The sequence below is a fragment of the Anaeromonas gelatinilytica genome (assembly GCF_016820635.1).
In the GTDB taxonomy this organism is placed as follows: domain Bacteria; phylum Bacillota; class Clostridia; order Tissierellales; family SIT17; genus Anaeromonas; species Anaeromonas gelatinilytica.
The window spans coordinates 22,032-48,969 of sequence record NZ_WSFU01000054.1 but is presented as its reverse complement, the minus strand read 5'-3'; the positions used below and the strand labels follow the sequence as shown (position 1 = coordinate 48,969).

Below are 26,938 nucleotides of genomic sequence, written 5' to 3'. Positions count from 1 at the left end.
TGATATGGATGCTTTAAGTAAAATCATATATAATTTTTTTATTGCTTTTGGAGTAATGTTGGGATCTTGCTTTTTTGCTGGTTTAGCAGCTTTATTATTAAATCATCCTCCGTTGAAAACCATGATTGATATAGGTAGAAATATAAAGATATGGGCAATAGCTATATCTTTAGGAGGAACTTTTTCATCCTTTGAAATTTTGGAAAAAAGTATACTTAAAAGAGAAATGATAAGTTTAATAAAACAAGTATTATATATTATTTCAGCTTTAATAGGTGCTAATTGTGGGTATGCTTTGTTAAAATATCTTGGGAGAATTAGTCGATTATGGTTAGAATGAAAGATATAAATAAATATTTTATAACCATAACATTAGGAATTATAATAGGTATGATAATAGGAGCAATAGCAATAACTATATTTGCATCTTATAAAATTGATGAGTATTATCAAAAAATGAATACTTATTATTCATTATTGGAAGAAAAGGATTCAAAATTAAAAAAAATAGAGGAATCTATAAATAGTAATAAATATATTTTAAAGGATATAAATATAAAAATAGAAAATCTTAATGATGAGATTGATGAGATGGAATTAAATAAACATATAAAAGAAAAATATATTGATCTTATAGGAAAAGAAATAAAGGATATTGATATAAATATGATATCAGAAATAGTAGATAATAGAATAATGAAATTTGAGGAAACATCGTATAAGTTAAAGGTAAGAAAAGTATTATTAAGTGATATTTTAGAGTTATATATTGAGGTAAAAGAAGTTGATTAATATTTCAGAAGAATTTTTATAAAAAAAGTACTTGAAATTTTCTGAAATATATATTATAATTAGTTAGTAAAATAACTCAAAAGAAGGAGGTCGTAAAATGAAAACTTTAATGAATGTGTTAAATAAATTATCAATTAAATCTGATTTTATCAAATCGGCCTATGGGAGTTATTTATAATTTTTTAAATTTGACTTTAACCATAGGTATGGGTATCTATGGTTTTTTTATTGTCTAATTTTAGTATAAATTTATACATATTAGGATAATATTATGCATTTAAAGCCATGGATTTATAAATCCATGGCTTTTTTAAGTAGATTTTCAATCTATAAATAATTTAGGAGGTTATAATATGTTTTTTAGAAAAATGAAAAAAATATTAATGCTGAAGGAGAGATATTTATATGATCCCTAATAGTTTAAATATTATTTATTAATACTAGAGGAGGATTTAAAATGAATAGATTAAAATTATTATGGAAATTTATGAGAGGGAATAGATTGATATATTTGGGAGCTATATTAAGTATTGGGTTAGCAACATTTGCTTCAATAATTAATCCATTAGTGTTAAAGATATCAATTGATTCAGTGATTGGTAATAAAGCTTTAGAGGCACCTGATTTTATTATAGATGGAATAAATAGAATAGGTGGAGTAGAGTTTTTGGAAAGGAATTTATATTTAAGTGCATTAGTACTAGTTATACTTACAATTATTCAAGGAATATTTTTATATGCTAAAGGAAAATGGTCAGCTCAAGCAGCAGAGTCTATTGCTAAGAATATAAGAGAAAGTTTATATGATCATATTCAACATCAACCTTATGGTTATCATGTTAAATCAGAAACAGGAGATTTAATCCAACGTTGTACTTCAGATGTTGACACTATAAGAAAGTTTTTGTCGATACAATTTGTAGAGATAGGCAGAGCAATATTTATGATATCATTTGTAGCTGTTATTATGTTTTCATTAGATTTTAAAATGGCATTGGTATCAATAGCTGTAGTACCTATTATATTTACATTTGCTATTGTATTTTTTCTTAAAGTGAAAAAGGCATTTAGATTATCTGATGAGGCAGAGGCAGATATGTCTACTGTGTTACAGGAAAATTTAAGTGGTGTAAGAGTTGTTAGAGCTTTTAATAAAGAAAAATTTGAAATTGATAAATTTGAGGAAAAAAATGAGACTTATAGATATTTGTCCTATAGATTAATAAAATTATTAGCAGGATATTGGGCATTATCAGATTTGTTATGTTTACTTCAAATAGGAGCAGTTTTAATTTTAGGTACTTATTGGGCAACTACTGGAAATATAACATTAGGAACATTAGTAGTATTTACTAGTTATGAAGGAATGTTATTATGGCCTGTTAGACAGTTAGGTCGTATACTAACAGATTTAGGTAAATCTTTAGTATCTTTGGAGAGAATAGAAGAAATTTTAGAGTCACCTATAGAAGAAGTGAAATCTAATGAATTAACTCCAAACATTAAAGGACATATTAAATTTGAAAATGTTTCATTTGATTATGGTGATGGTAATGAAATATTAAAAAATATATCCTTTGAAGTAAAAGAAGGGGAAACTATAGCTATCATGGGTCAAACTGGTTCAGGAAAGTCATCTTTAATTCATTTATTAGCGAGGTTATATGATTATAGGTGTGGATCCATAAAAATAGATGGTGTAGAGCTTAAAGATATACAACGAAAATGGATAAGAAAAAATGTAGGTATAGTTTTACAAGAACCATTTTTATTTTCAAGGAGTATAAAAGATAATATTAGTATCGCAAGGATGGAGGCAAAGGATGCAGAAATAATTGAATCTGCTAGAGTGGCAGCTATTCATAATGTAATTGAGGATTTTGAAAGAGGATATGATACTAAGGTGGGAGAAAAAGGAGTTACATTATCAGGAGGTCAAAAACAAAGGATAGCTATAGCTAGAACATTGATAAATAATAGTCCAATTTTAGTATTTGATGATTCTTTGAGTGCAGTAGACGCTGAAACTGATTTAGCAATAAGAAGAGCCTTAGAAGAAAGGAAAAAAGGAGTAACAACATTTATAATTTCTCATAGAGTGTCTACAGTTGCAGGAGCTGATAAAATTATAGTTTTGAAAGATGGTGAGATAGTTCAAGTAGGAACTCATGAAGAATTGATAAAGAAAACAGGATTATATAAAAGAATATGGACTATACAAAATAACATAGAATCAGAGATTGGCAATATAGTATAGGACGAAAGGAGTGACTGAAATGACAGGATTTGAAGAGCAGGATTATAGTAGTAAATTAGATTTAAGTATATGGAAACGAATATTTAAATATATGAGAAACTATAAAAAGTATTTAATAATTTTAGGCTTTGTTATGGTGTCAGTGGCAGGAATAGATTTAATATTCCCTTTGATGACTAGAAGAGCAATAGATAACTTTGTTGTTCCGGGCAATGTTAATGGTCTAGGTAGGTTTACAATTGTTTATGTATTATTGATCTTATTTCAAGTTGTAAATGTAGGATTATTTATAGCCTTAGCTGGAAAAATTGAAATGGGAATTCAATATGATATTAGAAAATTAGGCTTTAAAAAATTACAGGAATTATCTTTCACATACTATGATAAAACACCTATTGGATGGATAATGGCTAGGATGACTTCAGATGTTAGAAGGCTAGGAGAAACAATAAGTTGGGGTTTAGTAGATTCTGCTTGGGGATTAACTTTTATGTTTGGTGTCGCAGTGGTACTTTTAGTACTTAATTTTAAACTAGCTCTAATTACTTTATCTGTTGTTCCGATATTAGCTATATTGAGCATGTATTTTCAAAAGAAAATATTAAAGGCATATAGGGATGTAAGGAAAATTAATTCAAAAATAACAGGAAGTTTTAATGAAGGTATAAGTGGGGCACAGACTACAAAAACATTAGTTAGAGAAGAGGAAAATCTAAAAGAGTTTACAGATTTAACTGGATCTATGAGATATGTATCTATAAGAGCAGCTATTTTTTCAGCTTTGTTCTTACCTATAGTATTAACATTAGGAAGCTTAGGTACTGGTTTGGCTTTATGGTTTGGAGGTAATGGAGTATTAACAGAAAACATCAGTTATGGTACATTAGTTGCGTTTTTATCTTATACCACATTGTTTTTTGAGCCTGTTAGAGAAATAGCAAGAGTGTTTGCTGAGCTTCAAGCTGCTCAAGCCTCTGCTGAAAGAGTTATATCTTTAGTAGAAATGGAACCAGATATAAAAGATAATGAAGGTATTAGAAGGGAATATGGAGATATACTTAATCCCAAGGAAGACAATTGGGAAGATTTAAAAGGGGATATAGAGTATAAAAATGTAGTATTTAAGTATGAAAATGGTGAAAAAGTATTAGAGAAGTTTAATCTTAAAATAAAATCTGGTGAAACTATTGCATTAGTAGGAGAAACTGGATCTGGGAAAAGTACAATAGTTAATTTAGTTTGTAGATTTTATGAGCCTAGTGAAGGAGAAATATTAATAGATGGTATAGATTATAGAAAGAGATCTCTATCTTGGCTTCATTCTAATATTGGATATGTTTTACAAAGTCCACATCTTTTTAGTGGAACAATAATGGAGAATATAAAGTATGGTGGTAATAATATTACAGAAATGGATGTTATTAGAGTATCTAAATTAGTTAATGCTCATGAATTTATTACAAAATTGGATAAGGGATATGATACTCAAGTTGGAGAAGGTGGAGGAAAATTATCAACGGGTCAAAAACAATTGATTTCTTTTGCTAGAGCAATTGTATCTAATCCCAGAATATTTGTTTTAGATGAAGCTACTTCATCGATTGATACAGAAACAGAAAAGAAAATACAAGATGCAATTGAAAAAGTATTACAAGATAGGACCAGTTTTATAATAGCTCATAGATTGTCAACAATAGTAAATTCAGATAGAATATTAGTCATAAAGAAAGGAAAGATAATAGAGGAAGGAACACACAAACAATTGATTAAAAACAAAGGTTATTATTATGATCTTTATACTAATCAATTTAAGGAAGAAGAGATTAATTCGATTAGCTAAAATAATATTAAACTGTATCTGTTACACCATTATTATCTAAGACTATCTTAAAGGCTATTTGAGTTGTTGGAATTATAAGAACTATTAATTTTACTTTAGAGCTTATACATCTAGTTCCAGGAGAAAAATATATTCCTCCCTATACTAATTTATGATTAATATCATCAATTAGTTATATAATATTATTTTTTTAATTATTAAAATCTAGTATAATAATATAAGGGAGGGGTATTATGTTGTCTAAGGATAAAGATATAGATATAGATTATAATATTATTTTAAAGAATAATATTCCATTGCTTGTGAATAATCCTGATTGGAAAGATTTATTTGGGGATTCGAATGATAAAGAAATAAATATAGAAAAGGAAAAATTATTAGAATTATTAAGAGAAGAGAAAAATTATAATAGAAAATTAAAGAAATTACAAAGAGAAAAAAGAGATGCAATGGTTAATATAGTTAATTTATCTTATAGAGTGAATAAGGATGATAATACGGCTTTAGAAAATTTAGATGACTCTAAGAATAAGATAATTGAAATTAATGATGAGATAAAAGATATTACATTTAAATTAGAGTCTATTCCTAAAGATATTCGTGAAGAAAATTATGAATTATTAAAAGCAACAATTAAAGTAGCTTATAAGGAGTTAAGAGAAAGAGAGAGCAAAATGGATTTCATAAATGATGAAATAGAAGAATTAAGGAATAGACTTAAATCATTGATAGAAGAAAAAAATGATTATGAGGAAACCATACATAAAATATATACATATCTTCATGGAATGATAGGAAAAAATGAAATAGAAAAATTAGATAAAGAATTCTTTGAATAAAAGAAATGTTTAAACATTTCTTTTTTTTTATACGAGATTTGTAGTAAAATAGAATAAAGGAATGTAAAAATATATAAGTGGGGTATTATTATGACGTTTGATCTAGTATTATTTCTGATATTTATTGTTAGTACTTTAGAAATATTCACCAAATTCATAAGTAAATTATTAAATAAAATAGTAGAAAGAGAAAAAGAAAGTAAACTTTATATAATATTCAAATTAATATTTGTAATACTATTTTTAGGTACGGCCATATATTTTCTATATAGAGGAATCTATCTTTTAGGAATTTGGTTTGGAATTCCTATGGATGAAAGTCTTTTAGATATACTTAGAGGATTAGGTAAATAATATAATTAATTAGGTGAGGAATAATGATTATAGGTGTTGGAATAGATATATTAAACATAGATAGAATAAATAAAATAAATACAAATAAATTTTTAAGTAGATTATTTTCTGAGGAAGAAATAGATTATATTAACACAAAAAATGGTAGTGTTACTACTATAGCCGGGATGTTTTCTTCAAAAGAGGCTATATCCAAAATGATAGGTACAGGAGTAAGAAAGTTTAAATGGAAGGATATTGTAATACTACATAATGATTTAAATAAACCATATGTATATTTAAAAGATAATGCAAAAACGATTGCAGAACAAAAGGGCATAGAAAATATAACATTAACAATATCTCATGAGAAGAATTATTCAGTAGCTATGGCTATTGGAGAAGGCCATGAATGTAAGACCAGATATGTTTTAGAGGAGATGAAATCTATTCTTCCTAATAGAAAGAAAAATTCTCATAAAGGAACTTATGGTAGGGTGGGGATAATAGCTGGTAGTATGGGCATGACGGGAGCTGCATATTTAACATCCATATCTGCATTGAGAACAGGTAGTGGACTAGTATATCTTTATATTCCTAAATCATTAAATAAAATTCTAGAAATAAAAACAGTAGAGACTATAACATTACCTTTAGAAGATAAGAATAAAGGATATTTTATTGAAGAAAGTTATAAGGATATTCATAGTTTAAATAATTATGATGTTTTGGCAATAGGACCAGGAATAGGTCAAAAAGAAGAAACTAGAAGTTTTATAATTGATGTAATAGAAAATTACAACGGAAAATTAATCTTAGATGCTGATGGAATAAATAATTTAGCAAAAAATACTGATATATTAAAGTGTCGAAAGGGTATAACAATAATAACACCTCATATGGGAGAATTATCTAGATTAATCGATGTAAGTGTTAAAGATATAGAAAAAGATAGAATTCAATATGCTATTGATACTTCAAAAAAATTTAATGTAATAACTGTATTGAAAGGGTATAATACAATTGTTACGGATGGAGAAAAAACATATATTAATTCTACTGGTAATCCTGGAATGGCTACAGCAGGAAGTGGAGATGTACTTACAGGGATTATATCAGGGTATATAGCCCAAGGCATTGAAGGATTTGATGCTTGTAAAATTGGAGTTTATACTCATGGATTATCTGGAGATTATGCTAAAGAAGAAAAGGGAGAATATGGATTGATAGCAACAGACATTATTAATAGTCTACCAAAAACAATAAAAGAAATAAGGAGGAATGAAGATGAAAGCTAGAGATATAATGACTAAAGAAGTTATTACAGTATCTGAGGAAGAGAATATTGAAAATGCAACAAAACTACTTATTAAAAATAAGATTAGTGGGGTACCAGTAGTTAATGAAGATAATAAAGTTGTTGGAATTGTTACAGAAACAGATTTAATATTTAAGGATAAAGATATAAGTATACCATCTTATGTACCATTGTTAGGAGGATTTATTTTATTAGACAGTGTTAAAAAATTTGAAAATGAATTAAAAAAAGTAGCTGCCTATAAAGTAAAAGATTTAATGAGTACACCTGCTATAAAGGTAGAAGAAGATGATGAAGTTAGGAAAGTAGTGAATCTTATGTTAGATAAAAGAATAAATAGAGTACCAGTGATTGATGAAGAAGGAAAAATAAAAGGTATAATAGCTAGATCAGATATACTAACTCATTTATAAATGGGAAGGGAGTAGTTAAGTGAAAAAAAATTTTGTGGGTTTAATATTTCTATTATTAATAATAGTTACCTCTTGTCAGGTAAAAAAACCGACAAATGAAGAATTATTTAATGAATTACAAAAAACTATTAATGAAATAGATAATTATATGTGTAAAGCAGAAATAACAATAATAGGAAATAAAAGTCCAGCAGAGTATTCAGCCACTCATTTATTTTCAAAACCTAATAAATATAGAATTGAATATGATGATGGAAAACAAATTATTACATATGATGGGAATAAGACATATTTGATATATCCTGATATTGATAAATCTTCAGTGATAAGAAATAATAAAAAAACAGAAGAAGATAAAAGTTTTTTTATAGGATATTTTATACAGTTAATCTTAACGAATGAAGAAATGCAATTGGAAAATGAAAAACAAAAAGGAAAGGATTATTTCGTGATTTCCTTAGAGATGCCTGGTAATAACATATATAGAGCTAAACAAAGGCTGTGGATTGATAAGAAAAATTTTAAGCCTTATAAGATGGTAATATTAGATAAGGATGAAAAAGAAAGGGTTATTGTATACTATAAAGAATTTAAATATAATGTAAATGTATCAGAACAAAAATTGTTTAATCAATGATAATATGGGGTGAAAAAATGTTTAAATTAGAAAAAACAAGACCTGTATGGGTGGAGATAAATTTAGATAATTTAGCTAATAATATACGAGAAGTAAGAAGAGTCACAAGAAAAGAAACAATGGTTACTGCAGTAGTAAAAGCAAATGGATATGGACATGATGCAGTAGAAACATCAAAAGTGTTTTTAGAGAATGGAGCTGATAGATTAGCTGTAGCTACCTTATCTGAAGCTATCGAATTAAGAAAAGGTGGGATATTGAATACACCTATACTTATATTAGGATATACACCAAACTCTCAAGTGGAGGATATTATTGATTATAATATTATGGCTACTATATATACTTTGGATCAAGGGAAAGCAATATCAGATGAGGCATTAAGAAAAAATAAGATATCTAAGATACATATAAAATTGGATACTGGTATGGGAAGATTAGGATTAAAAAATAATGAAAAAAGTATAGAAACCATAATAGAAATCTCTAAATTGCCTAATGTAGAAATAGAAGGTATATTTACTCATTTTGCAAGAGCTGATGAAAAAAATAAAGAATTTACTAAAATACAATTTAGCAGGTTTGAAGAAATAATTCAGAAATTAGAAAAAAGAGGAATTAATATACCAATAAAACATGTTTCTAATAGTGCGGCTATTATTGATTTACCAGAGTATAATTTAGATATGGTTAGAGCTGGTATTATGTTGTATGGTTTATATCCATCAAAAGACGTAAACAAAGATAATGTAAAGTTAAAGCCAGCTATGAGTTTAAGAGCAAAATTATCATATATTAAGAATGTACCAGAAAATACTGGTTTGAGTTATGGACATATATATAGTACAGACAAGGAATCTAAAATAGGTACATTACCAATTGGATATGCTGATGGTTTTACTAGGTTATTGAGTGGAAATGCAGAAGGAACAATTAAGAATAGGAGAGTAAAAATAGTAGGGAGAATTTGTATGGATCAATGTATGATTGATTTATCTGAAATAGATAATGTTAATATTGGAGACATTGTAACATTATTTAGTGATGGAGAGAATAATACATTGCATATTGATGAAGTTGCAGATAGATTAGGTACTATTAATTATGAAATTGTATGTATGATGGGAAAAAGAGTGCCAAGAGTATTTAAAAAAGGGGATACTATTATTGAGATAAAAGATTATAATTTATATAATTGAAAATATATTATTTGTAATATATAATCTAGTATATACTGTTATATATACGAATATAATATAGATAAATATATAAATTGGAATGATATCTTAATAATTTCTTTTGGAGGTGCTCTTATGACTCAAACAAAAAGAATAATGATTAGTCTTCCTGATACTATGTTAGAAGAAATTGATGGAATTGTTTCTATTGAAAAGAAAAACAGAAGTGAATTTATTAGGGAAGCTATGAAACTTTATATTCGGGAAAGGAAGAGAGTACAAATCAGAGAGCGAATGAAAATAGGTTATAGAGAGATGGGAAATATAAACTTATCAATAGCTGAAATAGGTGTAGAAGAAGACAATCATGAACTCTGTGATTATGAAGCAAAATTGACAGGATGTGAATGATTTTGATTATTAAAAGAGGAGATATATTTTATGCTGATTTGAGCCCAGTTATAGGTTCGGAGCAAGGTGGAGTTAGACCTGTACTAGTAATACAAAATGATGTTGGTAATAAGTATAGTCCAACTATAATAATTGCAGCTATTACATCTCAAATTAATAAGGCTAAACTACCTACTCATATAGAGATAGTTGCATCGGAATACGGATTAACTAAAGATTCTGTTATACTATTAGAACAAATAAGAACAATAGATAAAAAGAGATTAAGAGAAAAAGTAGGACATTTTGATGAGGATATGATGGATAAGGTAAACGAATGTATAAAGATAAGTGCGGGATTAGTAGAATTCTAAAAACTTAATAAAAATAATTAAAGTTAGAAATTATTATATTTCTAACTTTTTTAATGCTTTTATTTATCGAATCCAATATAAGCAATGTTGGGTATAATAAATTACGACAAAATTTCCTTGGAAATATTATTATTTTTATATATTTAATAAAAACATTTTTTCTTAGTTAATTATAATATAAAATAAACATGCAGAATCATTTATAAATGTAATAGATATATTTTTTATGTAAACTATAAAGGAGGAGATATAACAATGAATGATAAAAAGTAGTATAGATATTTAATAGATTATTTGGCTATAGCTATGGGTACGGTTATAATGGCGATATCATTAAATATGTTTTTAGAACCAAACATGATAGCACCTGGAGGAGTTAGTGGATTTGGAATAGTTATACAAAAAGTTACAAATGGATTTTTAAAGGTTTATGTAACTAATTTATTAATCAATGTTCCTTTATTTATTATAGGAGTAGTAACTTTAGGGAAAGCATTTGGAGCAAAAACATTATATGCAACTCTTACACTATCTTTTTTCATAAGAGTTTTACCTAAGAATATAGCTACGACTAATTTATTATTAGCCTCAATATTTGGAGGTTTACTTATAGGTATGGGAATAGGAATGGTATTTAAATTTGGAGGAACTACAGGAGGAACTGATTTAGCAGGAGCTATATTACATAAATATATACCTAGTTTAAGTATTGCTAAATTAATGATGGTTATTGATTTTATGGTAGTTGTATTTGCAGGGTTAGTAGATCAAAAGCTTGATACTGCACTATATTCTACAATTGCATTATATATATTAGTTAAAGTAATTGATGAGATTATGGAAGGGCTTAGTTATTCTAAAGCTTTCTTGATAATTTCAGAGAAACCAGAAGAAATAGGTGAAGCTATATTAAAAGAAATTGATAGAGGAGCAACTATATTAAAAGGAAAAGGCATGTATACTGGATTAGATAGAGATGCATTATTATGTGTAGTGAATAGAGCAGTAATTACAAAACTTAAAGAATTAATTCATAAATTAGATAATAGAGCTTTTGTTATGTTAACAGATATTCATGAAGTATTAGGAGAAGGATTTAAAAAGATTAATAGTAACTAATTATTTCTATATGAATTAACATACAAGAATAATCCCTCTATAGATGGAATATTATTTATTAGATGGAAGAAATATAAAGGATATTCAGTGATTTTTAAGTTAAATAGGGGGGGTTGTATGAAAAAATTATGGATAATTATTATCTTGTTAATAATTATCTTAGGTGTTATTTTTATCCCTAAATTTTTGTTGGATCGGGGGGATGAAAAAGTGGCTTTTAAAGTTATCGAAGAAGATGCAATACCTGATAAAATACAGCAGTTATTGCCTAAGTATCAAAAAGAAGAAAGAGCTCTTGCTTGTAAAGTAGATAAGAAGATATATGTTATTGTTACAAGAGGGGAAAAAAGAACTGATGGATATAGAGTAACAATAGATAAGATTGAAAAGAAATCTAATGAAGATAAATTTGATTTAATTGTTTATGCAGAATATAAAGACCCTAAACCAGATGAGATAGTACCTCAGGTGATTACATATCCAACTATAGTAGCTGTTACTGAGCTTGAAGCATTACCAGAGAGAATTTATCTTGAAACGAAATTTATTGAGGAATGATAAAACTTTATATTATATAAAAAGCTAATTATACAGATGAAATTAGTAAATTTTTAGAGGATTAATATATAAACATTTATATGCAAAAAACAGAAGAATTAATTCTTCTGTTTTTTGCATATTTGCATATAAATGTTATAATGTATATTAATGATTAAGATTATATTATAAAAGTGTAAATAAAAATATTAAATATTACTATTTAATTACAAAAAATAGAGCATTTTTCTAAAATGTTTCTAAATGGTTACAAAATTATTGAAAAAAGTCCTTTTAATTTCCTTTAAATTTTATTATAATAGTTTATAAGTAATATTATCTTAATAATATATTTTGAGTTTGGGAAATGTTAATTATAGTTAATGATTTATAATACAATGAAGATAATTTAAAAGAATATGACTATTTTGAGTCATAATAAATAAATAAAAAAACATAAATTGTTGTAGATTTATAAAACCAGACAGGAGTGAAGACATTGATACATCTACAAAACGTTGTAAAAAAGTATAAAAAAGGTGTTGTAGCATTAAATGATATTAATATTGACATAGAAAAAGGTGATTTTGTATTTTTGGTAGGTTCTAGTGGAGCTGGAAAATCTACTTTGATAAAATTACTTATGAAAGAAATAAATCCTGATAAAGGGAAAATAATTTTTAATGATAAAGATATAACAGAAGTTAGTAATAGAGGTATACCAGAGATAAGACGTTCTATTGGTATAGTTTTCCAAGAGTTTAGATTATTAGAAAATAAGACAGCTTATGAAAATGTAGCATTTGCTATGGAAATAGTAGGCAGTACTCCAAAGGAAATAAGGAGACAAGTACCTAATGCATTGGGGTTAGTAGGTTTGAGTGATAAGGCTGATAGTTTTCCTAGTCAATTATCAGGAGGAGAACAACAAAGAGTATCCATTGCAAGAGCGATTGTAAATAGACCTACTGTGCTTATTGCAGATGAGCCTACAGGGAATCTTGATCCAGATACCGCTTGGGAAATAATGGGTATATTAAAAGACATAAGTAGAAGAGGGACAACAGTTTTAATGGCTACTCATGCTAAGGATATTGTTGATATTATGAAGAAGAGAGTGATTGCATTATCCAAAGGAAGAGTTATTAAAGATGACAGAAAGGGTGTTTATGACTATGAATTTTAGGACAATCTTATATACCCTAAAACAAGGTTTAGTAGGTGTTTGGCGTAATAGAATGATGAGTTTAGCATCAATTGGTTCAGTTACATCTACACTAATTATATTAGGTATTATCTTGGTATTGGTATTGAATGTAAATAATCTTGCAGTTATGTTAGAGCAAGAGTTTGATGAAATAGAAATATTTATTGCTGAAGATGCAACAAAAGAACAGATAGAAAATTTAAATGATAAATTGGAGAATATTAATGGTATTTCAGAAATAAGATATAAATCTAAAGAAGAAGCATTGAAAGATATGCAAGAACAATGGGATGATAAAGCATATTTATTAGAAGATTTAGAGGAGAACCCATTTCCAGATTCATTAATTATACGAATAGATAATATTGAAGAATCAGAAAAAATTGTGAAAAGTGTCAAAAATATGGAAGGTATAGAAGATATAAAATACTTTAGAGATATTATTGAAAAGATGGTAAATATATCGACATTAGTAAGAAATGGTGGTTTGGTTATAATAGGTATATTAGTATTAATATCTATATTTATTATTTCTAATACTATTAAGATAACTGTTGCAGCTAGAAAAAAAGAAATCAATATAATGAAATATGTAGGAGCAACTAATGGTTTTATAAGAGGACCATTTATAGTAGAGGGAATATTATTAGGAATTATTGGCTCCATTGTATCAATATTTATAATAGAATTTAGTTATAAGTATTTATTTGAAGTAGCTAGTAAACAACTTTATGTTTTTTCTAATGTTTATATGATACCGTATTATAATCTTTTTGGTGATGTAGTTCTTATATTTATGTCTATTGGAATTGGGATTGGTATTATAGGAAGTGTAGTATCCTTAAGAAGATTTTTGAAAGTCTAAGGGGGTGTTATGGTGAGGAAAAAGAAGGTATTTTCATTGGTGATTATCTTAACCATATTCTTTAATCTAAGTATGGCATATGCAGATAATACTAATGAATTAAAGGAAAAACAAAAAGAAGTTAAAAGCAAACTAGAAAATACAAAAGATGAATTAAAAGATAAAGATAGCGAACTATCTGAAGCAAAAAAAGAAATTGAAAAATTGGATACAGAAATAAGTGAAGCTGAAAAAGAGATAAAAAAAATAGAAAGTAAGATTAGTGAAGTACAAGATGAGATGAAAGTTACGGAAAAAGAATTAGATAAAGCACAGAAAAATATAGAGGATAAAGATGAAACTCTTAATTCACGATTAAGAGTAATGTATAAGAATGGTAATGTTAGTTATTTAGAAGTTTTGCTTGGAGCGGAGAGTTTTACTGATTTGCTTAGTAGATTAGATTTAGTTCAAAGAATAGCAGATCAAGATATTGAGCTCTTGAAATATATGCAAGAACAAAGAGATATAATTGAAGATAAGAAAAAAGAACTTGAAACAAAGAAAAAATTGTTTAATCATGAACAAAGTAGAGTTAAAGAAGAAAAAGAAAAATTACAATTGGCAAATAGATCAAAGCAAAAAAAGAAGAGTAAGTTAGAACAAGAGTATTCTGAATTAGAAAAATTAGAAAATCAACTTAATAAAGAAGCTAATAGTATTACTAGTGAAATTCAAAAATTGCAAAGTTCTACTATGGAATATGTAGGAGGAGTTTATAAATGGCCAGTTCCTGGACATAATAGAATTAGTTCTCCTTTTGGTAATAGAATTCATCCAATTAGTGGATCAAAGAGTTTCCATACAGGTATAGATATAAGTTATGGAGGACAGTATGGAACTACAGTGGTAGCTGCTAATAGTGGAAAGGTAATTTTTTCTGGATGGAAGGGTACTTATGGGAAAGCTGTTATGATTGACCATGGAGGACAAATGGTAACTTTATATGCACATAATCAATCGCTTTTAGTGAATGTAGGAGATAATGTTAGTGCTGGTCAAGCGATAGCTCTTGGTGGTAGTACTGGAAATTCTACAGGACCTCATTTGCATTTTGAAGTAAGAAAAAATGGAAAGTATATGAATCCAATATCATATTTAAAATAATTGAAAGAACAGAGTACAAATTTAATTTGTACTCTGTTTTTTGAGTTATAATTCAAAAATTGAAAAGGTAATAGTTAAGTGGTATAATGTTAACGTGTATTTAATAGACTTAATTATTAGAATATTTACTTGAGGTGAATTTAATGATATCAAAAAAGAAAGCTATTGCAATAGGTTTAGTACTAGTTTTATTAACAGCTGCTGGGACTTTTTTATTAGATAATATGGTTCAGTTAACTGTAGGTTCTAAGGTTATAATACCTAAAAATCAATTAGATAATGCAAATAAGGTTGCATATCTTAAAGAATATATTGATCAAAATTATTTAAATAAAGTTACAGAAAAAGAAATGTTAGATGGACAAATAAAAGGATTATTCCAATCTTTAGATGATCCATATTCAGTGTACATGACTAAAGATGAATTTAGTGATTTCATGGATCAAACAGAGGGAAGTTATGGAGGAGTGGGAATCATTGTTACTCCAGGAGAGGATAATTATATTACAGTAGTATCTCCTATAGAAGATACTCCAGGGGAAAAGGCTGGTATAAAACCTGGGGATAAGATAATTAAAGTAGATGATAAAGAATTTTTAGCTGAAGAAATGGATAAAGCAGTAGATGTTATGAAGGGTAAACCAGGAACTGATGTTGATCTTACTATTATAAGAGAGGAAGAAGAATTAACATTAACATTAACTAGGGAAGAAATACGTCTTGTAAGTGTTAATTCTCGAATGCTTGAAGGAAATATTGGATATATTAGAATAATTCAATTTGATGAATTAGTATATGATGATTTCAAGAAACATCTTTCTGAATTACAAGATAGTGGAATGAAAAGTTTAATTATTGATTTAAGAAATAATCCAGGAGGATTATTACAGCAAACTGCCGATATTGCTGATTTATTAATAGGAGAATCTCCCATTGTTTATACTGAAACAAAAAATGGAGAAAAAGAATATTATAATTCTGATAAGGATAAGTTAGATATTCCATTAGTTCTTTTAGTGAATGAAGGCAGTGCTAGTGCATCTGAGATATTAGCTGGAGCAGTAAAAGATACTAATAGTGGAACTATATTAGGAACTACTACGTTTGGAAAGGGAATTGTACAAAGAATAGAACAATTAAGTGATGGGTCAGGATTTAAGCTTACTATTTCAGAATATTTTACACCTAATGGAATAAACATTCATGGAAAAGGAATAAAACCAGATATAGAGGTTGAACTACCAGAAAATGTAGAATGGGGCGTTGAAAATATAGAAGAAGATATACAACTTAATAAGGCTATAGAGGTTCTAAAAGAAAAGATGTAGGGCTACCTATATCTTTTCTTTTTGTGTAAATTATTTGTTCTATAGGCAATACTCACTATAGGAGGTGTTGAATATAGAATATTTATTATTAATTAATCCTTTAATTATTATAAGTATATTAACTATATGTTATAAAGAGAATAGAAAAAGAAAGAATGAAGTATTATTATTTGGTAGTGAGATAAGGAATAGCAAAAAAATTTTATTGAACAACATTATTTTGGGTATATTAATGGGAATTATGACTAGCTTATTAATAAAATATTTTAATATAAAAATTGATGTATATATATTGTTAGTGTATATCGTTTCTTTAATGTTGTCTTTAATAAACAAGAGATTTTTATGTATAGTTTATGGCGGAAGTATAGTATCAATAGTATTTTGTTTAACAGATAATATTGATAAGTCTATAAATATTTTATATCTGATTGGTATATTTCATTTAATAGAAGGAATTCTTATTTATTTGGATGGTTATAGAAATAGAAGTCCTATGTATTTAGAAAGAAAAGGGATAATTATGGCAGGTTATTATTTTGATTTGTTATGGTTACTTCCGATAATCGTAAATATCAATGGTAATATTATTATTTTACCGCTGATATTAGGATTTAGAAATTTAATAAGTAGTGGTAAAGTGAAGAAAAGGATTAATAAATATGGAATTAATTCTTTTATTTATGGTATTACTAATGTTTTTTTTATTTCATTAGTTTATCCAAATAAAGGATTAGTAATATTATTGTCTATAAGTTTAATAATCGAACATGAATTGATTATAAGATATAATACTAAAAATTATGAAGATACTAAATATTTAAATACGAAAAGGGGAGTAAAAGTTTTAGATGTAATAGATGAGAATAATCTATTGCATCCTTTAGACATTATAGTTGAAATTAATAATTGTAAAGTAAATGATGTAAATGATATAAAAAAAATAATTTCAAAATATGATAAATTTTATTCTATAAAATATATTGATAACGATAATAAAATAAGAAATATAAGTATGAGTTCATATAGACTAAATATAATACCATTGATAAATACTCCTCCTATAATAGCTAATTATATTAAAAAATAAAGGGTAAAAATATAAATATATCTATTGACTTAATTTAAAAGTAAACATATAATAAGTAACGAACGGGTGTTCTTCAAAAGAGCAATATAGAGGTGATAAAATGGAAAAATTTAAATTGAAATCAGAATATCAACCTACTGGGGACCAACCAGTGGCTATAGATAAATTAGCAAAAGGAATAGAAGATAATAAAAAGTTTCAAACTTTATTAGGAGTAACGGGTTCTGGTAAGACTTTTACTATGGCTAATATAATAGAAAAAGTTCAAAAACCAACATTAGTAATAGCTCATAATAAGACATTGGCAGCTCAATTGGCTAGTGAATTTAGGGAGTTTTTTCCTGATAATGCTGTAGAATATTTTGTAAGTTATTATGATTATTATCAACCAGAAGCTTATGTTCCTGGTAGTGATACTTATATAGAAAAAGATGCGTCAATAAATGATGAAATAGATAAATTACGACATTCAGCTACAGCATCATTATTTGAAAGAAAAGATGTAATAATAGTTGCAAGTGTATCTTGCATATATGGTTTAGGAGATCCAATAGATTATGAAAATTTAGTTGTATCTTTAAGACCTGGTATGAATAAAGATAGGGATGAAGTAGTTAGAAAATTAGTAGATATTCAATATGAAAGAAACGATATTAATTTTATTAGGGGAACATTTAGGGTTAGAGGAGATATTGTAGAAATATTTCCAGCTTCTTCAAGTGAAAATGCTATAAGGGTTGAGTTCTTTGGAGATGAAATTGATAGAATCACGGAAGTCAATTCATTGACTGGAGAAATAATCGGCAGAAGAAGTCATGTATCTATATTTCCAGCTTCACACTTTGCTACATCCCAAGATAAAATTGAAGAAGCTATTGTAAATATAGAAAATGAATTAGAGGAAAGATTAAAAGAATTGAGAAGAGAGGATAAACTTTTAGAGGCTCAAAGATTGCAACAACGAACAATGTATGACATAGAAATGTTAAGGGAAATGGGATATTGTAATGGAATAGAAAATTATTCACGACATATTAGTGGAAGATCAAAAGGAAGTAAACCTTATACTTTGATAGATTATTTTCCAGATGATTTTTTAATAGTTGTGGATGAATCTCATGTTACTATTCCGCAGGTAAGGGGAATGTATGCTGGAGATAGATCTAGAAAACAAACCCTAGTAGATTATGGATTTAGATTACCATCGGCTATGGATAATAGACCTTTAAGATTTGATGAATTTGAAAATCATATTAATCAAATGATATTTGTAAGTGCTACCCCTGGGTCTTATGAAGCTGAGAAATCTGAAGAAATCGTAGAACAAATTATTAGACCTACTGGATTATTAGATCCTTTAGTTACAGTAAGACCTACAGACCATCAAATAGATGATTTGGTTAAAGAAATTAAAAATAGAGTTGAGAAGAATGAAAGAATATTAGTGACTACTTTGACTAAAAAAATGTCAGAGGATTTAACTAATTATTTTAAAGAAATAGGAATAAAGGTAACTTATCTTCATTCAGATATTAAAACTATTGAAAGAATGGAGATAATAAGAGATTTAAGACTGGGAAAATTTGATGTTTTAGTTGGTATAAATTTATTAAGAGAAGGATTGGATTTACCAGAGGTTTCTTTAGTAGCTATTTTAGATGCAGATAAAGAAGGATTTTTAAGATCTGAAACTTCTATGGTACAGACCATAGGAAGAGCAGCTAGAAATTCACAAGGTGAAGTTATAATGTATGCAGATAAAATAACTAATTCTATGAATAGAGCAATTAGTGAAACTAATAGAAGAAGAAGTATACAAATCTCTTATAATGAAGAACATGGTATAACTCCTACTACTATAAGAAAGTCTATTCGAGATGTTATTGAAGCAACTAAAATTGCAGAAGAAGAAGAAAAATATAATACAAGTAAAGATATGTCTAAAGAAGAAATTAAAAATATAATTATTAGATTAGAAACAGAAATGATTGAGGCAGCAGAAAATTTACAATTTGAAAGAGCAGCGGAATTAAGGGATAAAATAGCATCGCTTAATGAAAATTAATTGCGTCTAATGGGAAAGAGGGATAAAATGGAAAAAAACAAAATTATAGTTAAAGGAGCCAAGGAACATAATCTTAAAAATATTGATATAGAGTTACCTAGAGATAAATTTATAGTATTAACAGGTTTGAGTGGGTCAGGAAAATCTTCCCTAGCTTTTGATACTATATATGCGGAAGGACAAAGAAGATATGTAGAGAGTCTTTCTGCCTATGCAAGGCAATTCTTAGGTCAAATGGAAAAACCGAATGTTGAATATATAGAAGGATTATCTCCTGCTATTTCAATTGATCAAAAAACAACAAATAGAAATCCTAGATCTACAGTGGGAACAGTTACTGAAATCTATGATTATTTTAGATTATTGTTTGCTAGGATTGGTATTCCTCATTGTCCTAAGTGTGGACAAGAGATTACATCTCAAACTATAGATCAGATGGTTGATAAGGTTATGGAATTAGAAGAAAGGACTAAGATTCAATTATTAGCACCAATTATTAGAGGGAAAAAAGGACAACATAAAAAGTTATTAGAGAATATTAGAAAAGAAGGCTATGTTAGAGTTAGAATTGATGGAGAAATATTTGATATAAATGAATTAAATGGACTAGCAAAAAATAAAAAGCATACTATTGAAGTAGTAGTAGATAGAATAATTATTAAAAAAGACATAGAAAAGAGATTGGCAGATTCTTTAGAAACAACATTGGAATTATCAGAAGGACTAGCTATAGTAAATATTATTGGTGGTAAAGATATATTGTTTAGTCAAAATTTTGCTTGTCCAGATTGTGGAATAGCCTTAGAGGAGATTTCTCCAAGGATGTTTTCATTTAATAATCCTTTTGGTATGTGTCCAACTTGTAACGGATTGGGAAATCATAAGAAAGTTGATAGGGAATTAGTTATACCTAATAAAAATTTATCTATAAATCAAGGAGCAATAGCTCCGTATAGTGGAGCTGGAGAAGGCACTTATTATTATCAAATAATTAAGACCATTGTTGAAAAATATAAATTTGATTTAGATACCCCAATTAAGGAAGCTTCAAAAGAAATGATAGATGAATTATTATATGGAACTAAATGTGAAAACATCAAATTTTCTTTTGATAGTAGATTTAGTGGACATAAGATGTATAATGGCCCTTTTGAAGGGATTATAAATAATCTTCAAAGAAGATATAATGAAACACGATCCGATTATATGAGGGATAAAATAGAAAGTTATATGAGTATTATACCTTGTAGTGATTGTCATGGGGCAAGATTAAAGGATGAGAGTTTAGCTGTTACAGTAAACGATAAAAATATTGCCGAAATAACAGAAATGTCTATAAAAGATAGTTTAGAATTTTTTAAAAAGCTTAAACTTACTGAAAGAGAGGAAATGATAGCTCATCAAATACTAAAGGAGATAAATAGTAGACTAGAATTTCTAAGTAATGTGGGATTAGAATATTTAAATTTATCTAGAAGTGCAGGGACATTGTCTGGTGGAGAATCTCAAAGAATAAGATTAGCTACTCAGATAGGTTCAAGTTTAGTCGGAGTATTATATGTATTAGATGAACCAAGTATTGGACTTCATCAAAGAGATAATGATAGATTATTAGAAGCTTTAAGAAATCTTACGGATTTAGGAAATACTCTTTTAGTAGTGGAACATGATGAAGATACAATGGCTGCTGCTGATCATATTGTGGATATTGGTCCTGGAGCAGGGATAAATGGTGGTAAAATAATAGCACAAGGTACTATGAAAGAAATAATGGCTTATGAAGAATCTATAACAGGTCAATATTTGAGTGGGAAGAAAAAGATTGAAATCCCAAGTGAAAGAAGGAAAGGTAATGGAAAAGAAATAAAAGTAATAGGTGCTAAAGAACATAATCTTAAAAAGATAGATGTAAAAATACCATTGGGTGTATTTAATTGTGTAACAGGAGTTTCTGGTTCAGGTAAGAGTACATTAGTAAATGAAATATTATATAATAGATTGGGGCAAGAACTTCATAGAAGGAAAGCAAGACCTGGTTCTCATAAAGATATAAAGGGAATAGAAAATATAGATAAGGTAATAAACATAGATCAATCACCGATTGGAAGAACTCCGAGATCAAATCCTGCTACTTATACTGGAGTATTTGATTATATAAGAGAACTGTTTGCAATGACTCCTGAAGCTAAAATGAAGGGTTATAAAAAAGGTAGATTTAGTTTTAATGTTAAAGGTGGAAGATGTGAGGCTTGTAGTGGAGATGGAATAATTAAAATTGAAATGCATTTCTTACCTGATATATATGTACCATGTGAAGTGTGTAAAGGGAAGAGATATAATAGAGAAACATTACAGGTGAAATATAAGGGTAAAACTATTTCTGATGTATTAGATATGACTGTAGAAGAATCAGTTGAGTTTTTTGATAATATACCTAAAATTAAAAGGAAGTTAAAGACATTAAATGATGTTGGATTAGGATATATTCATTTAGGTCAACCATCAACACAATTATCTGGTGGAGAAGCTCAAAGGATTAAATTAGCTACTGAATTAAGTAAGAGAAGTACTGGAAAAACATTGTATATACTAGATGAGCCTACTACAGGATTACATTTTGCTGATATTCATAAACTTATTAAGGTATTAAATAAATTAGTTGAGAGTGGTAATACTGTATTAGTTATTGAACATAATTTAGATGTAATAAAGGTAGCCGATCATATTATAGATCTAGGACCTGAAGGAGGAGATGGTGGAGGTACTATAGTAACTGAAGGTACGCCTGAAGAAGTATCAAAAGTAAAGCAATCTTATACTGGTAAATTTTTAAAGAAAATATTAGATAGATAGAATGAGTATATCTAGATATACTCATTCTATCTCTTTAACGAAATAATCATTTCCATCTTCTATTATTTTAGTGAATCCCATTTTTTCTAGATATTTATCATGTTTATTATTTAAGGATATACTTACGAATTTATTATATCCTTTATTTAAAAAATGCTTTTTTTGGTCTTCAAATAGATATTTGCCAATCTTGAAGTCTCTATATTCGGGTATAACATAATCTAGTTCAATTTTTAAGGTATTAGAATCATATTCGGATGCTATGAATACTCCAGCCGGTATCATATTTCTTAATATATAAATATTTACAACTGAATCATCAATATCAAATTTTGATCTAGAAAAATAATTTAAAATATCTTCTTTATAAAATTCTAGAAAATATTGAAAATAATCTGTATTTGTATTTATAGGTAAGATTTTGAAATAATCTTTAGAGCCATATATTTTAATTAAATAATAAATATTAATAAATACTATACCTAAATTCATAATTCCTACAGGTAATGCTCCAATTAGGAAGCCATAGATTGCAAATATTAAAGAGCCTAATAGATTAATCCATCTAAGCTTAATAACAGAAGACATAAGTAATGAAACTAATACTATAAATGATGCTATATATCCTAACCATTCTAACAAATCTACTTGCATATTTCACCTCCATTTTAAATAATTAATTAAATTTTTTCATTGGTATTTTCTTTTGTTTTAAAATACCAAGAAATTGTCGTGATAATTCATTATCTGTATTAAATACTAATTTTCCCTGTTCTCCAATCAAGTATAGTTCTATTGTTTCAGGAAATGTAAAATATTCTTTAATATCATTATAAGTATATACGTTAGAATCATTTAAAATATTGGATCCATAAATAATAGGTAAACTAATTCTTAAATCAATTCCTGATATTATAATATAATCCTTAGTAAAATAACCATATAATGATTTTGATGAAAATTTTAAGGCAATTTCTATAATAATTATAGATAAAATGAATAATAAAACTTTGGGTAATGTTATTGATTGAATAGAAAAGTTTCTTATCATAGAACTAAAATATATTAATATTATGACTAAATATATCAATAATTTTTCATTTATTTGAAATTTTTTTGCTTTTGATTTGATTAAAATTTGATTTTCGTTTATATATTTATTAGTATATATTTTTCTTATAATTCCTTGAAATGCTATAAAAGTGAAAAAATAAAATGTAAATAATATAGGAGAAACTATATTATAATAAATATAATCACTAATATTATTAATAAAAGGTGAGAATATAATTCCTATTATAGTAACTAAAAATATGGTTAAGAAAAATGCTAAAAAAAATAAAATGGTGTGTTTAGTTCCTAACAAGTTTTAACCTCCTTATATTTCTTTTTATAAGCTTATTATAACCAAATTTATCGACTACTTCAATTATGATATTATATAATTATGAAAGAAAATTGTAAAAGGATGATATAATATGAGTTTTCATATACAAGAAGAATTAAAAAAGCTTCCTGATAATCCAGGAGTTTATATAATGAAAGATAGTAAAGGACAAATTATATATGTAGGTAAGGCAATTAGTCTCAAAAAAAGAGTTAGACAATATTTTCAATCTTCATCAGTTAAATCAACTAAGGTAAGAACGATGGTAAGTCATATTAAAGAATTTGAATATATAATGACTGATTCAGAAATAGAGGCACTGATATTAGAGGCAAATTTAATTAAAAAACATAAACCCAAATATAATGTTTTGCTAAGAGATGATAAACAATATCCTTATATAAAGATTACTACTAATGAATCATATCCTAGAGTTATAAAAACACGAAAAATTTTAAAAGATGGAGCCAAATATTTTGGGCCATATACTAGCGGTGGAGCAGTAAATAGTACATTAGATATAATAAGGGATCTATATCCTATTAGGACATGTAAGTTGAAACTTGAAGAAGGTAAGCAAGTTAGAGAAAGACCTTGTTTGAACTATTATATTGGTAAATGTTTGGCTCCATGTATGGGGAATGTAAAACACGATAAGTATATGGAAATGATTAATGAGATAATAATGTTTTTAAATGGTAAAGAGGAAAAGTTAATAGATATAATTAAGAATAAGATGAATACTGCTTCTAAAAACTTAGATTTTGAAGAAGCGGCTAGATATAGGGATCAATTATTATCCTTACAACATATTTTAGAAAAACAAAAGATAGTATCAACAAATATTGTAGATCAAGATATAGTTGCTATGGCTAAAGGTACAGATGATGCCATTGTTCAGATTTTCTTTGTAAGAAATGGGAAATTAACTGGTAGAGAACATTTCGTAATAACAGATATTGAGGGACAATCTAGGAAGGAAATTTTATCTGCCTTTACAAAGCAATTTTATATGGGGACTGCCTATATACCTAAAGAGATATTAATGGAAGATGAGTATGAAGATATTGAATTAGTATCTAGATGGCTTACTCAAAAGAGAGGTTCAAAGGTATATATTAAAGTGCCTAAACGTGGAGAGAAAAATCATTTAATGGAAATGGTACGAAAAAATGCGTTGGAGGCTTTAAATCAATATAGTGATAGGATAAAGAGAAATATGGCAGAAAGTAAGGGAATATTAATAGAATTGAAAAAAATATTAAATTTAGAGTATATTCCTAATCGAATAGAAGCCTTTGATATATCTAATATTCAAGGGGTTGAGTCTGTTGGATCAATGGTTGTTTTTGAAGGTGGAAAAAAGAAAAGTAGTGATTATAGGCGATTTAAAATAAAATCCATAGAAGGGCCTAATGATTATGGGAGTATGGAAGAAATATTGTGGAGAAGATTTAATAGAGCCATGGAAGAAAGAGAATTGATAAGGGAAAATAAAATTGGAATTGAGAGTTTCTCTGTTTTACCTGATTTAATAATGATGGATGGTGGTAAAGGACAAGTTAATATTGCGTTAAAAGTTATGAAAGAATTTAATCTAGATATTCCAGTATGTGGTATGATTAAGGATGATTTTCATAGAACTAGAGGCTTAATATTTAAAAATAAAGAAATTAAAATATCTAAGAACAGTGAAGTATTTAAATTGATTACAAGAATTCAAGATGAAGCTCATAGATTTGCTATAAGTTATCATAGAAGTTTACGAGATAAAAGAATGTTTAAATCAGTTTTAGATAATATATCTGGAATCGGAGAAAAGAGGAAGAAGGCATTGCTTAGAGAATTAGGATCAATTGATAAGATTAGGAAGGCAGAAATTGAAGAATTAAAGAATGTAGAGGGAATGAATATTAAGTCAGCTGAGTCAGTATATAACTATTTTAGAAATAAGAAATAGAATATTTATTAAATCAAATATAATGGAAGGGGAATAAATATGGAATCAGTATCTATAAAGAGAATAATAAAAGATTTAGATGTAGAAGTTATTTATGAGAGTAAGAGAGGCGATGATAAAATAATAAAAAGTGATATAAATAGACCAGGGTTACAATTAGCAGGCTATGAAGAGTATTTTGCTCATGAGAGAATACAAATCATAGGTAAGGCTGAATGGAATTATCTTCAAACGCTAGATACTGAAGTTAAGTATGATCGATTAAATTTTTTCTTTTCTTATCCAATTCCTGCTTTAATAGTTACGAGAAATCTAGAAATTACTGAAAAAACTCTTGATTTAGCAAAAAAATATGATAGGACAATATTAAGAACAGGACTTCCAACAACTAAATTTGTAAATAAATTAATAACTTGTTTAGATGATATGTTAGCTCCAAGTACTACTATTCATGGTGTATTAGTAGATATTTATGGTATAGGGGTCTTAATAGTGGGAAAAAGTGGAGTTGGTAAAAGTGAAACTGCATTAGAACTAATAAAAAGAGGACATAGATTAATAGCAGATGATGCTGTGGAAATAAAAAGAAAAGATGATGGAATACTTAAAGGTATGGCTCCAGAGCTAATACGACATTTTTTAGAGATTAGAGGTTTAGGTATTCTTGATATAAAGCGATTATATGGAGTTGGAGCAGTACGAAATTCTAAAGGAATAGATTTAATTATAGAATTGGAATATTGGAATGAAAAAAAAGAATATGACAGAATAGGTTTAGATGAAGAATATGATGATATATTAGGAATCGAAATACCTAAAATTGTAGTTCCAGTGAAGCCAGGTAGAAATCTTGCTATGATTGTTGAAGTGGCAGCTAGAAATCATAGACAAAAAAAGATGGGATATAATGCAGCTGTGGAATTTAATAATAAATTAATGGGAGAAATAGAGAGAAAGTAACCATTAATTACCTATATTTTTAGTATGAAGATAACCGAAATTTATCAATT

25 protein-coding genes are annotated in these 26,938 nt (G+C 27.3%); 23 read left to right on the top strand and 2 right to left on the bottom strand.

Annotated elements, in window-relative coordinates; genetic code table 11:
- Window positions 1–4 precede the first annotated feature (4 nt).
- The 21 genes from GOQ29_RS04250 (at window position 5) to uvrA (ending at window position 22,581) form a co-directional block, all read left to right on the top strand.
- Complete coding sequence (locus GOQ29_RS04250) at window positions 5–340, top strand: YtrH family sporulation protein (protein ID WP_203371395.1); 336 nt, start codon at window positions 5–7, stop codon at window positions 338–340.
- Window positions 328–792, top strand: a complete 465-nt coding sequence (locus tag GOQ29_RS04245) for a sporulation membrane protein YtrI (RefSeq protein ID WP_203371394.1) — start codon at window positions 328–330, stop codon at window positions 790–792. Before GOQ29_RS04250 ends, GOQ29_RS04245 begins: the two co-directional genes overlap by 13 nt.
- A 457-nt stretch (window positions 793–1,249) precedes the next feature.
- The gene (locus tag GOQ29_RS04240; RefSeq protein WP_203371393.1) at window positions 1,250–3,049 is read left to right on the top strand and encodes an ABC transporter ATP-binding protein; all 1,800 of its coding nucleotides are present in this window, start codon (window positions 1,250–1,252) and stop codon (window positions 3,047–3,049) included.
- Between the two features lie 19 nt (window positions 3,050–3,068).
- A complete protein-coding gene (locus GOQ29_RS04235; protein ID WP_203371392.1) occupies window positions 3,069–4,889 on the top strand; it encodes an ABC transporter ATP-binding protein in 1,821 nt (606 codons plus the stop codon).
- A 233-nt stretch (window positions 4,890–5,122) separates the two neighbouring features.
- Window positions 5,123–5,728: a hypothetical protein gene (locus tag GOQ29_RS04230; RefSeq protein ID WP_203371391.1), complete on the top strand. Its 606-nt coding sequence runs from the start codon at window positions 5,123–5,125 to the stop codon at window positions 5,726–5,728.
- A gap of 90 nt (window positions 5,729–5,818) precedes the next feature.
- Window positions 5,819–6,082 carry a hypothetical protein gene (locus tag GOQ29_RS04225; RefSeq protein ID WP_203371390.1) on the top strand — a complete coding sequence of 88 codons (264 nt, stop codon included), beginning with the start codon at window positions 5,819–5,821 and terminating at the stop codon, window positions 6,080–6,082.
- A gap of 23 nt (window positions 6,083–6,105) precedes the next feature.
- Window positions 6,106–7,359 carry an NAD(P)H-hydrate dehydratase gene (locus GOQ29_RS04220; protein ID WP_203371389.1) on the top strand — a complete coding sequence of 418 codons (1,254 nt, stop codon included), beginning with the start codon at window positions 6,106–6,108 and terminating at the stop codon, window positions 7,357–7,359.
- The gene (locus tag GOQ29_RS04215) at window positions 7,349–7,792 is read left to right on the top strand and encodes a CBS domain-containing protein (protein WP_203371388.1); all 444 of its coding nucleotides are present in this window, start codon (window positions 7,349–7,351) and stop codon (window positions 7,790–7,792) included. The genes GOQ29_RS04220 and GOQ29_RS04215 overlap by 11 nt, the downstream gene beginning before the upstream one ends.
- Window positions 7,793–7,811: 19 nt before the next feature.
- A complete protein-coding gene (locus GOQ29_RS04210) occupies window positions 7,812–8,429 on the top strand; it encodes an outer membrane lipoprotein carrier protein LolA (RefSeq protein WP_203371387.1) in 618 nt (205 codons plus the stop codon).
- 17 nt (window positions 8,430–8,446) lie between these two features.
- A complete protein-coding gene (gene alr / locus GOQ29_RS04205) occupies window positions 8,447–9,628 on the top strand; it encodes an alanine racemase (protein WP_203371386.1) in 1,182 nt (393 codons plus the stop codon).
- 114 nt (window positions 9,629–9,742) lie between these two features.
- The gene (locus GOQ29_RS04200) at window positions 9,743–10,018 is read left to right on the top strand and encodes a CopG family ribbon-helix-helix protein (RefSeq protein WP_203371385.1); all 276 of its coding nucleotides are present in this window, start codon (window positions 9,743–9,745) and stop codon (window positions 10,016–10,018) included.
- Between the two features lie 2 nt (window positions 10,019–10,020).
- Window positions 10,021–10,371, top strand: a complete 351-nt coding sequence (locus GOQ29_RS04195; RefSeq protein WP_203371384.1) for a type II toxin-antitoxin system PemK/MazF family toxin — start codon at window positions 10,021–10,023, stop codon at window positions 10,369–10,371.
- Window positions 10,372–10,665: 294 nt separating this feature from the next.
- On the top strand, window positions 10,666–11,490 hold the full coding sequence (locus GOQ29_RS04190) for a YitT family protein (RefSeq protein ID WP_286672865.1): 825 nt from the start codon (window positions 10,666–10,668) through the stop codon (window positions 11,488–11,490).
- A gap of 210 nt (window positions 11,491–11,700) precedes the next feature.
- Window positions 11,701–12,048: a protease complex subunit PrcB family protein gene (locus GOQ29_RS04185; RefSeq protein ID WP_350445969.1), complete on the top strand. Its 348-nt coding sequence runs from the start codon at window positions 11,701–11,703 to the stop codon at window positions 12,046–12,048.
- A gap of 478 nt (window positions 12,049–12,526) precedes the next feature.
- On the top strand, window positions 12,527–13,213 hold the full coding sequence (gene ftsE / locus GOQ29_RS04180) for a cell division ATP-binding protein FtsE (RefSeq protein ID WP_203371382.1): 687 nt from the start codon (window positions 12,527–12,529) through the stop codon (window positions 13,211–13,213).
- A complete protein-coding gene (ftsX, locus tag GOQ29_RS04175; protein WP_203371381.1) occupies window positions 13,203–14,099 on the top strand; it encodes a permease-like cell division protein FtsX in 897 nt (298 codons plus the stop codon). Before ftsE ends, ftsX begins: the two co-directional genes overlap by 11 nt.
- Window positions 14,100–14,111: 12 nt before the next feature.
- Entirely contained in the window at window positions 14,112–15,245 is a 1,134-nt protein-coding gene (locus tag GOQ29_RS14970) for a murein hydrolase activator EnvC family protein (RefSeq protein ID WP_203371380.1), read from the top strand.
- 143 nt (window positions 15,246–15,388) lie between these two features.
- Window positions 15,389–16,573: a S41 family peptidase gene (locus GOQ29_RS04165; protein WP_203371379.1), complete on the top strand. Its 1,185-nt coding sequence runs from the start codon at window positions 15,389–15,391 to the stop codon at window positions 16,571–16,573.
- Window positions 16,574–16,640: 67 nt separating this feature from the next.
- Window positions 16,641–17,663: a hypothetical protein gene (locus GOQ29_RS04160; RefSeq protein WP_203371378.1), complete on the top strand. Its 1,023-nt coding sequence runs from the start codon at window positions 16,641–16,643 to the stop codon at window positions 17,661–17,663.
- Window positions 17,664–17,763: 100 nt separating this feature from the next.
- On the top strand, window positions 17,764–19,728 hold the full coding sequence (uvrB, locus tag GOQ29_RS04155) for an excinuclease ABC subunit UvrB (protein WP_203371377.1): 1,965 nt from the start codon (window positions 17,764–17,766) through the stop codon (window positions 19,726–19,728).
- A gap of 27 nt (window positions 19,729–19,755) precedes the next feature.
- Entirely contained in the window at window positions 19,756–22,581 is a 2,826-nt protein-coding gene (gene uvrA / locus GOQ29_RS04150) for an excinuclease ABC subunit UvrA (RefSeq protein ID WP_203371376.1), read from the top strand.
- A 21-nt stretch (window positions 22,582–22,602) separates the two neighbouring features.
- Here the strand turns inward: uvrA and GOQ29_RS04145 are convergent, their stop codons facing one another.
- Complete coding sequence (locus GOQ29_RS04145) at window positions 22,603–23,235, bottom strand: YgjV family protein (RefSeq protein WP_203371375.1); 633 nt, start codon at window positions 23,233–23,235, stop codon at window positions 22,603–22,605.
- 22 nt (window positions 23,236–23,257) lie between these two features.
- Window positions 23,258–23,947 carry a hypothetical protein gene (locus GOQ29_RS04140; RefSeq protein ID WP_203371374.1) on the bottom strand — a complete coding sequence of 230 codons (690 nt, stop codon included), beginning with the start codon at window positions 23,945–23,947 and terminating at the stop codon, window positions 23,258–23,260.
- A 112-nt stretch (window positions 23,948–24,059) separates the two neighbouring features.
- Between GOQ29_RS04140 and uvrC the strand changes: the two genes are divergently transcribed.
- A complete protein-coding gene (gene uvrC, locus GOQ29_RS04135) occupies window positions 24,060–25,928 on the top strand; it encodes an excinuclease ABC subunit UvrC (protein WP_203371373.1) in 1,869 nt (622 codons plus the stop codon).
- Between the two features lie 39 nt (window positions 25,929–25,967).
- Complete coding sequence (gene hprK / locus GOQ29_RS04130; protein WP_203371372.1) at window positions 25,968–26,888, top strand: HPr(Ser) kinase/phosphatase; 921 nt, start codon at window positions 25,968–25,970, stop codon at window positions 26,886–26,888.
- Window positions 26,889–26,938 lie beyond the last annotated feature (50 nt).

What these genes read in the sequence shown, in the direction of transcription:
- alr (WP_203371386.1), top strand. Translation starts at nt 8,447, where the DNA reads ATGTTTAAATTAGAAAAAACAAGACCTGTATGGGTGGAGATAAATTTA.
- GOQ29_RS04220 (WP_203371389.1), top strand. Translation starts at nt 6,106, where the DNA reads ATGATTATAGGTGTTGGAATAGATATATTAAACATAGATAGAATAAAT.
- GOQ29_RS04230 (WP_203371391.1), top strand. Translation starts at nt 5,123, where the DNA reads ATGTTGTCTAAGGATAAAGATATAGATATAGATTATAATATTATTTTA.
- uvrC (WP_203371373.1), top strand. Translation starts at nt 24,060, where the DNA reads ATGAGTTTTCATATACAAGAAGAATTAAAAAAGCTTCCTGATAATCCA.
- GOQ29_RS04165 (WP_203371379.1), top strand. Translation starts at nt 15,389, where the DNA reads ATGATATCAAAAAAGAAAGCTATTGCAATAGGTTTAGTACTAGTTTTA.
- uvrA (WP_203371376.1), top strand. Translation starts at nt 19,756, where the DNA reads ATGGAAAAAAACAAAATTATAGTTAAAGGAGCCAAGGAACATAATCTT.
- GOQ29_RS04215 (WP_203371388.1), top strand. Translation starts at nt 7,349, where the DNA reads ATGAAAGCTAGAGATATAATGACTAAAGAAGTTATTACAGTATCTGAG.
- GOQ29_RS04245 (WP_203371394.1), top strand. Translation starts at nt 328, where the DNA reads ATGGTTAGAATGAAAGATATAAATAAATATTTTATAACCATAACATTA.
- GOQ29_RS04250 (WP_203371395.1), top strand. Translation starts at nt 5, where the DNA reads ATGGATGCTTTAAGTAAAATCATATATAATTTTTTTATTGCTTTTGGA.
- GOQ29_RS04235 (WP_203371392.1), top strand. Translation starts at nt 3,069, where the DNA reads ATGACAGGATTTGAAGAGCAGGATTATAGTAGTAAATTAGATTTAAGT.
- GOQ29_RS04225 (WP_203371390.1), top strand. Translation starts at nt 5,819, where the DNA reads ATGACGTTTGATCTAGTATTATTTCTGATATTTATTGTTAGTACTTTA.
- uvrB (WP_203371377.1), top strand. Translation starts at nt 17,764, where the DNA reads ATGGAAAAATTTAAATTGAAATCAGAATATCAACCTACTGGGGACCAA.
- GOQ29_RS04240 (WP_203371393.1), top strand. Translation starts at nt 1,250, where the DNA reads ATGAATAGATTAAAATTATTATGGAAATTTATGAGAGGGAATAGATTG.
- GOQ29_RS04200 (WP_203371385.1), top strand. Translation starts at nt 9,743, where the DNA reads ATGACTCAAACAAAAAGAATAATGATTAGTCTTCCTGATACTATGTTA.
- ftsX (WP_203371381.1), top strand. Translation starts at nt 13,203, where the DNA reads ATGAATTTTAGGACAATCTTATATACCCTAAAACAAGGTTTAGTAGGT.
- hprK (WP_203371372.1), top strand. Translation starts at nt 25,968, where the DNA reads ATGGAATCAGTATCTATAAAGAGAATAATAAAAGATTTAGATGTAGAA.
- GOQ29_RS04145 (WP_203371375.1), bottom strand. Translation starts at nt 23,235, where the DNA reads ATGCAAGTAGATTTGTTAGAATGGTTAGGATATATAGCATCATTTATA.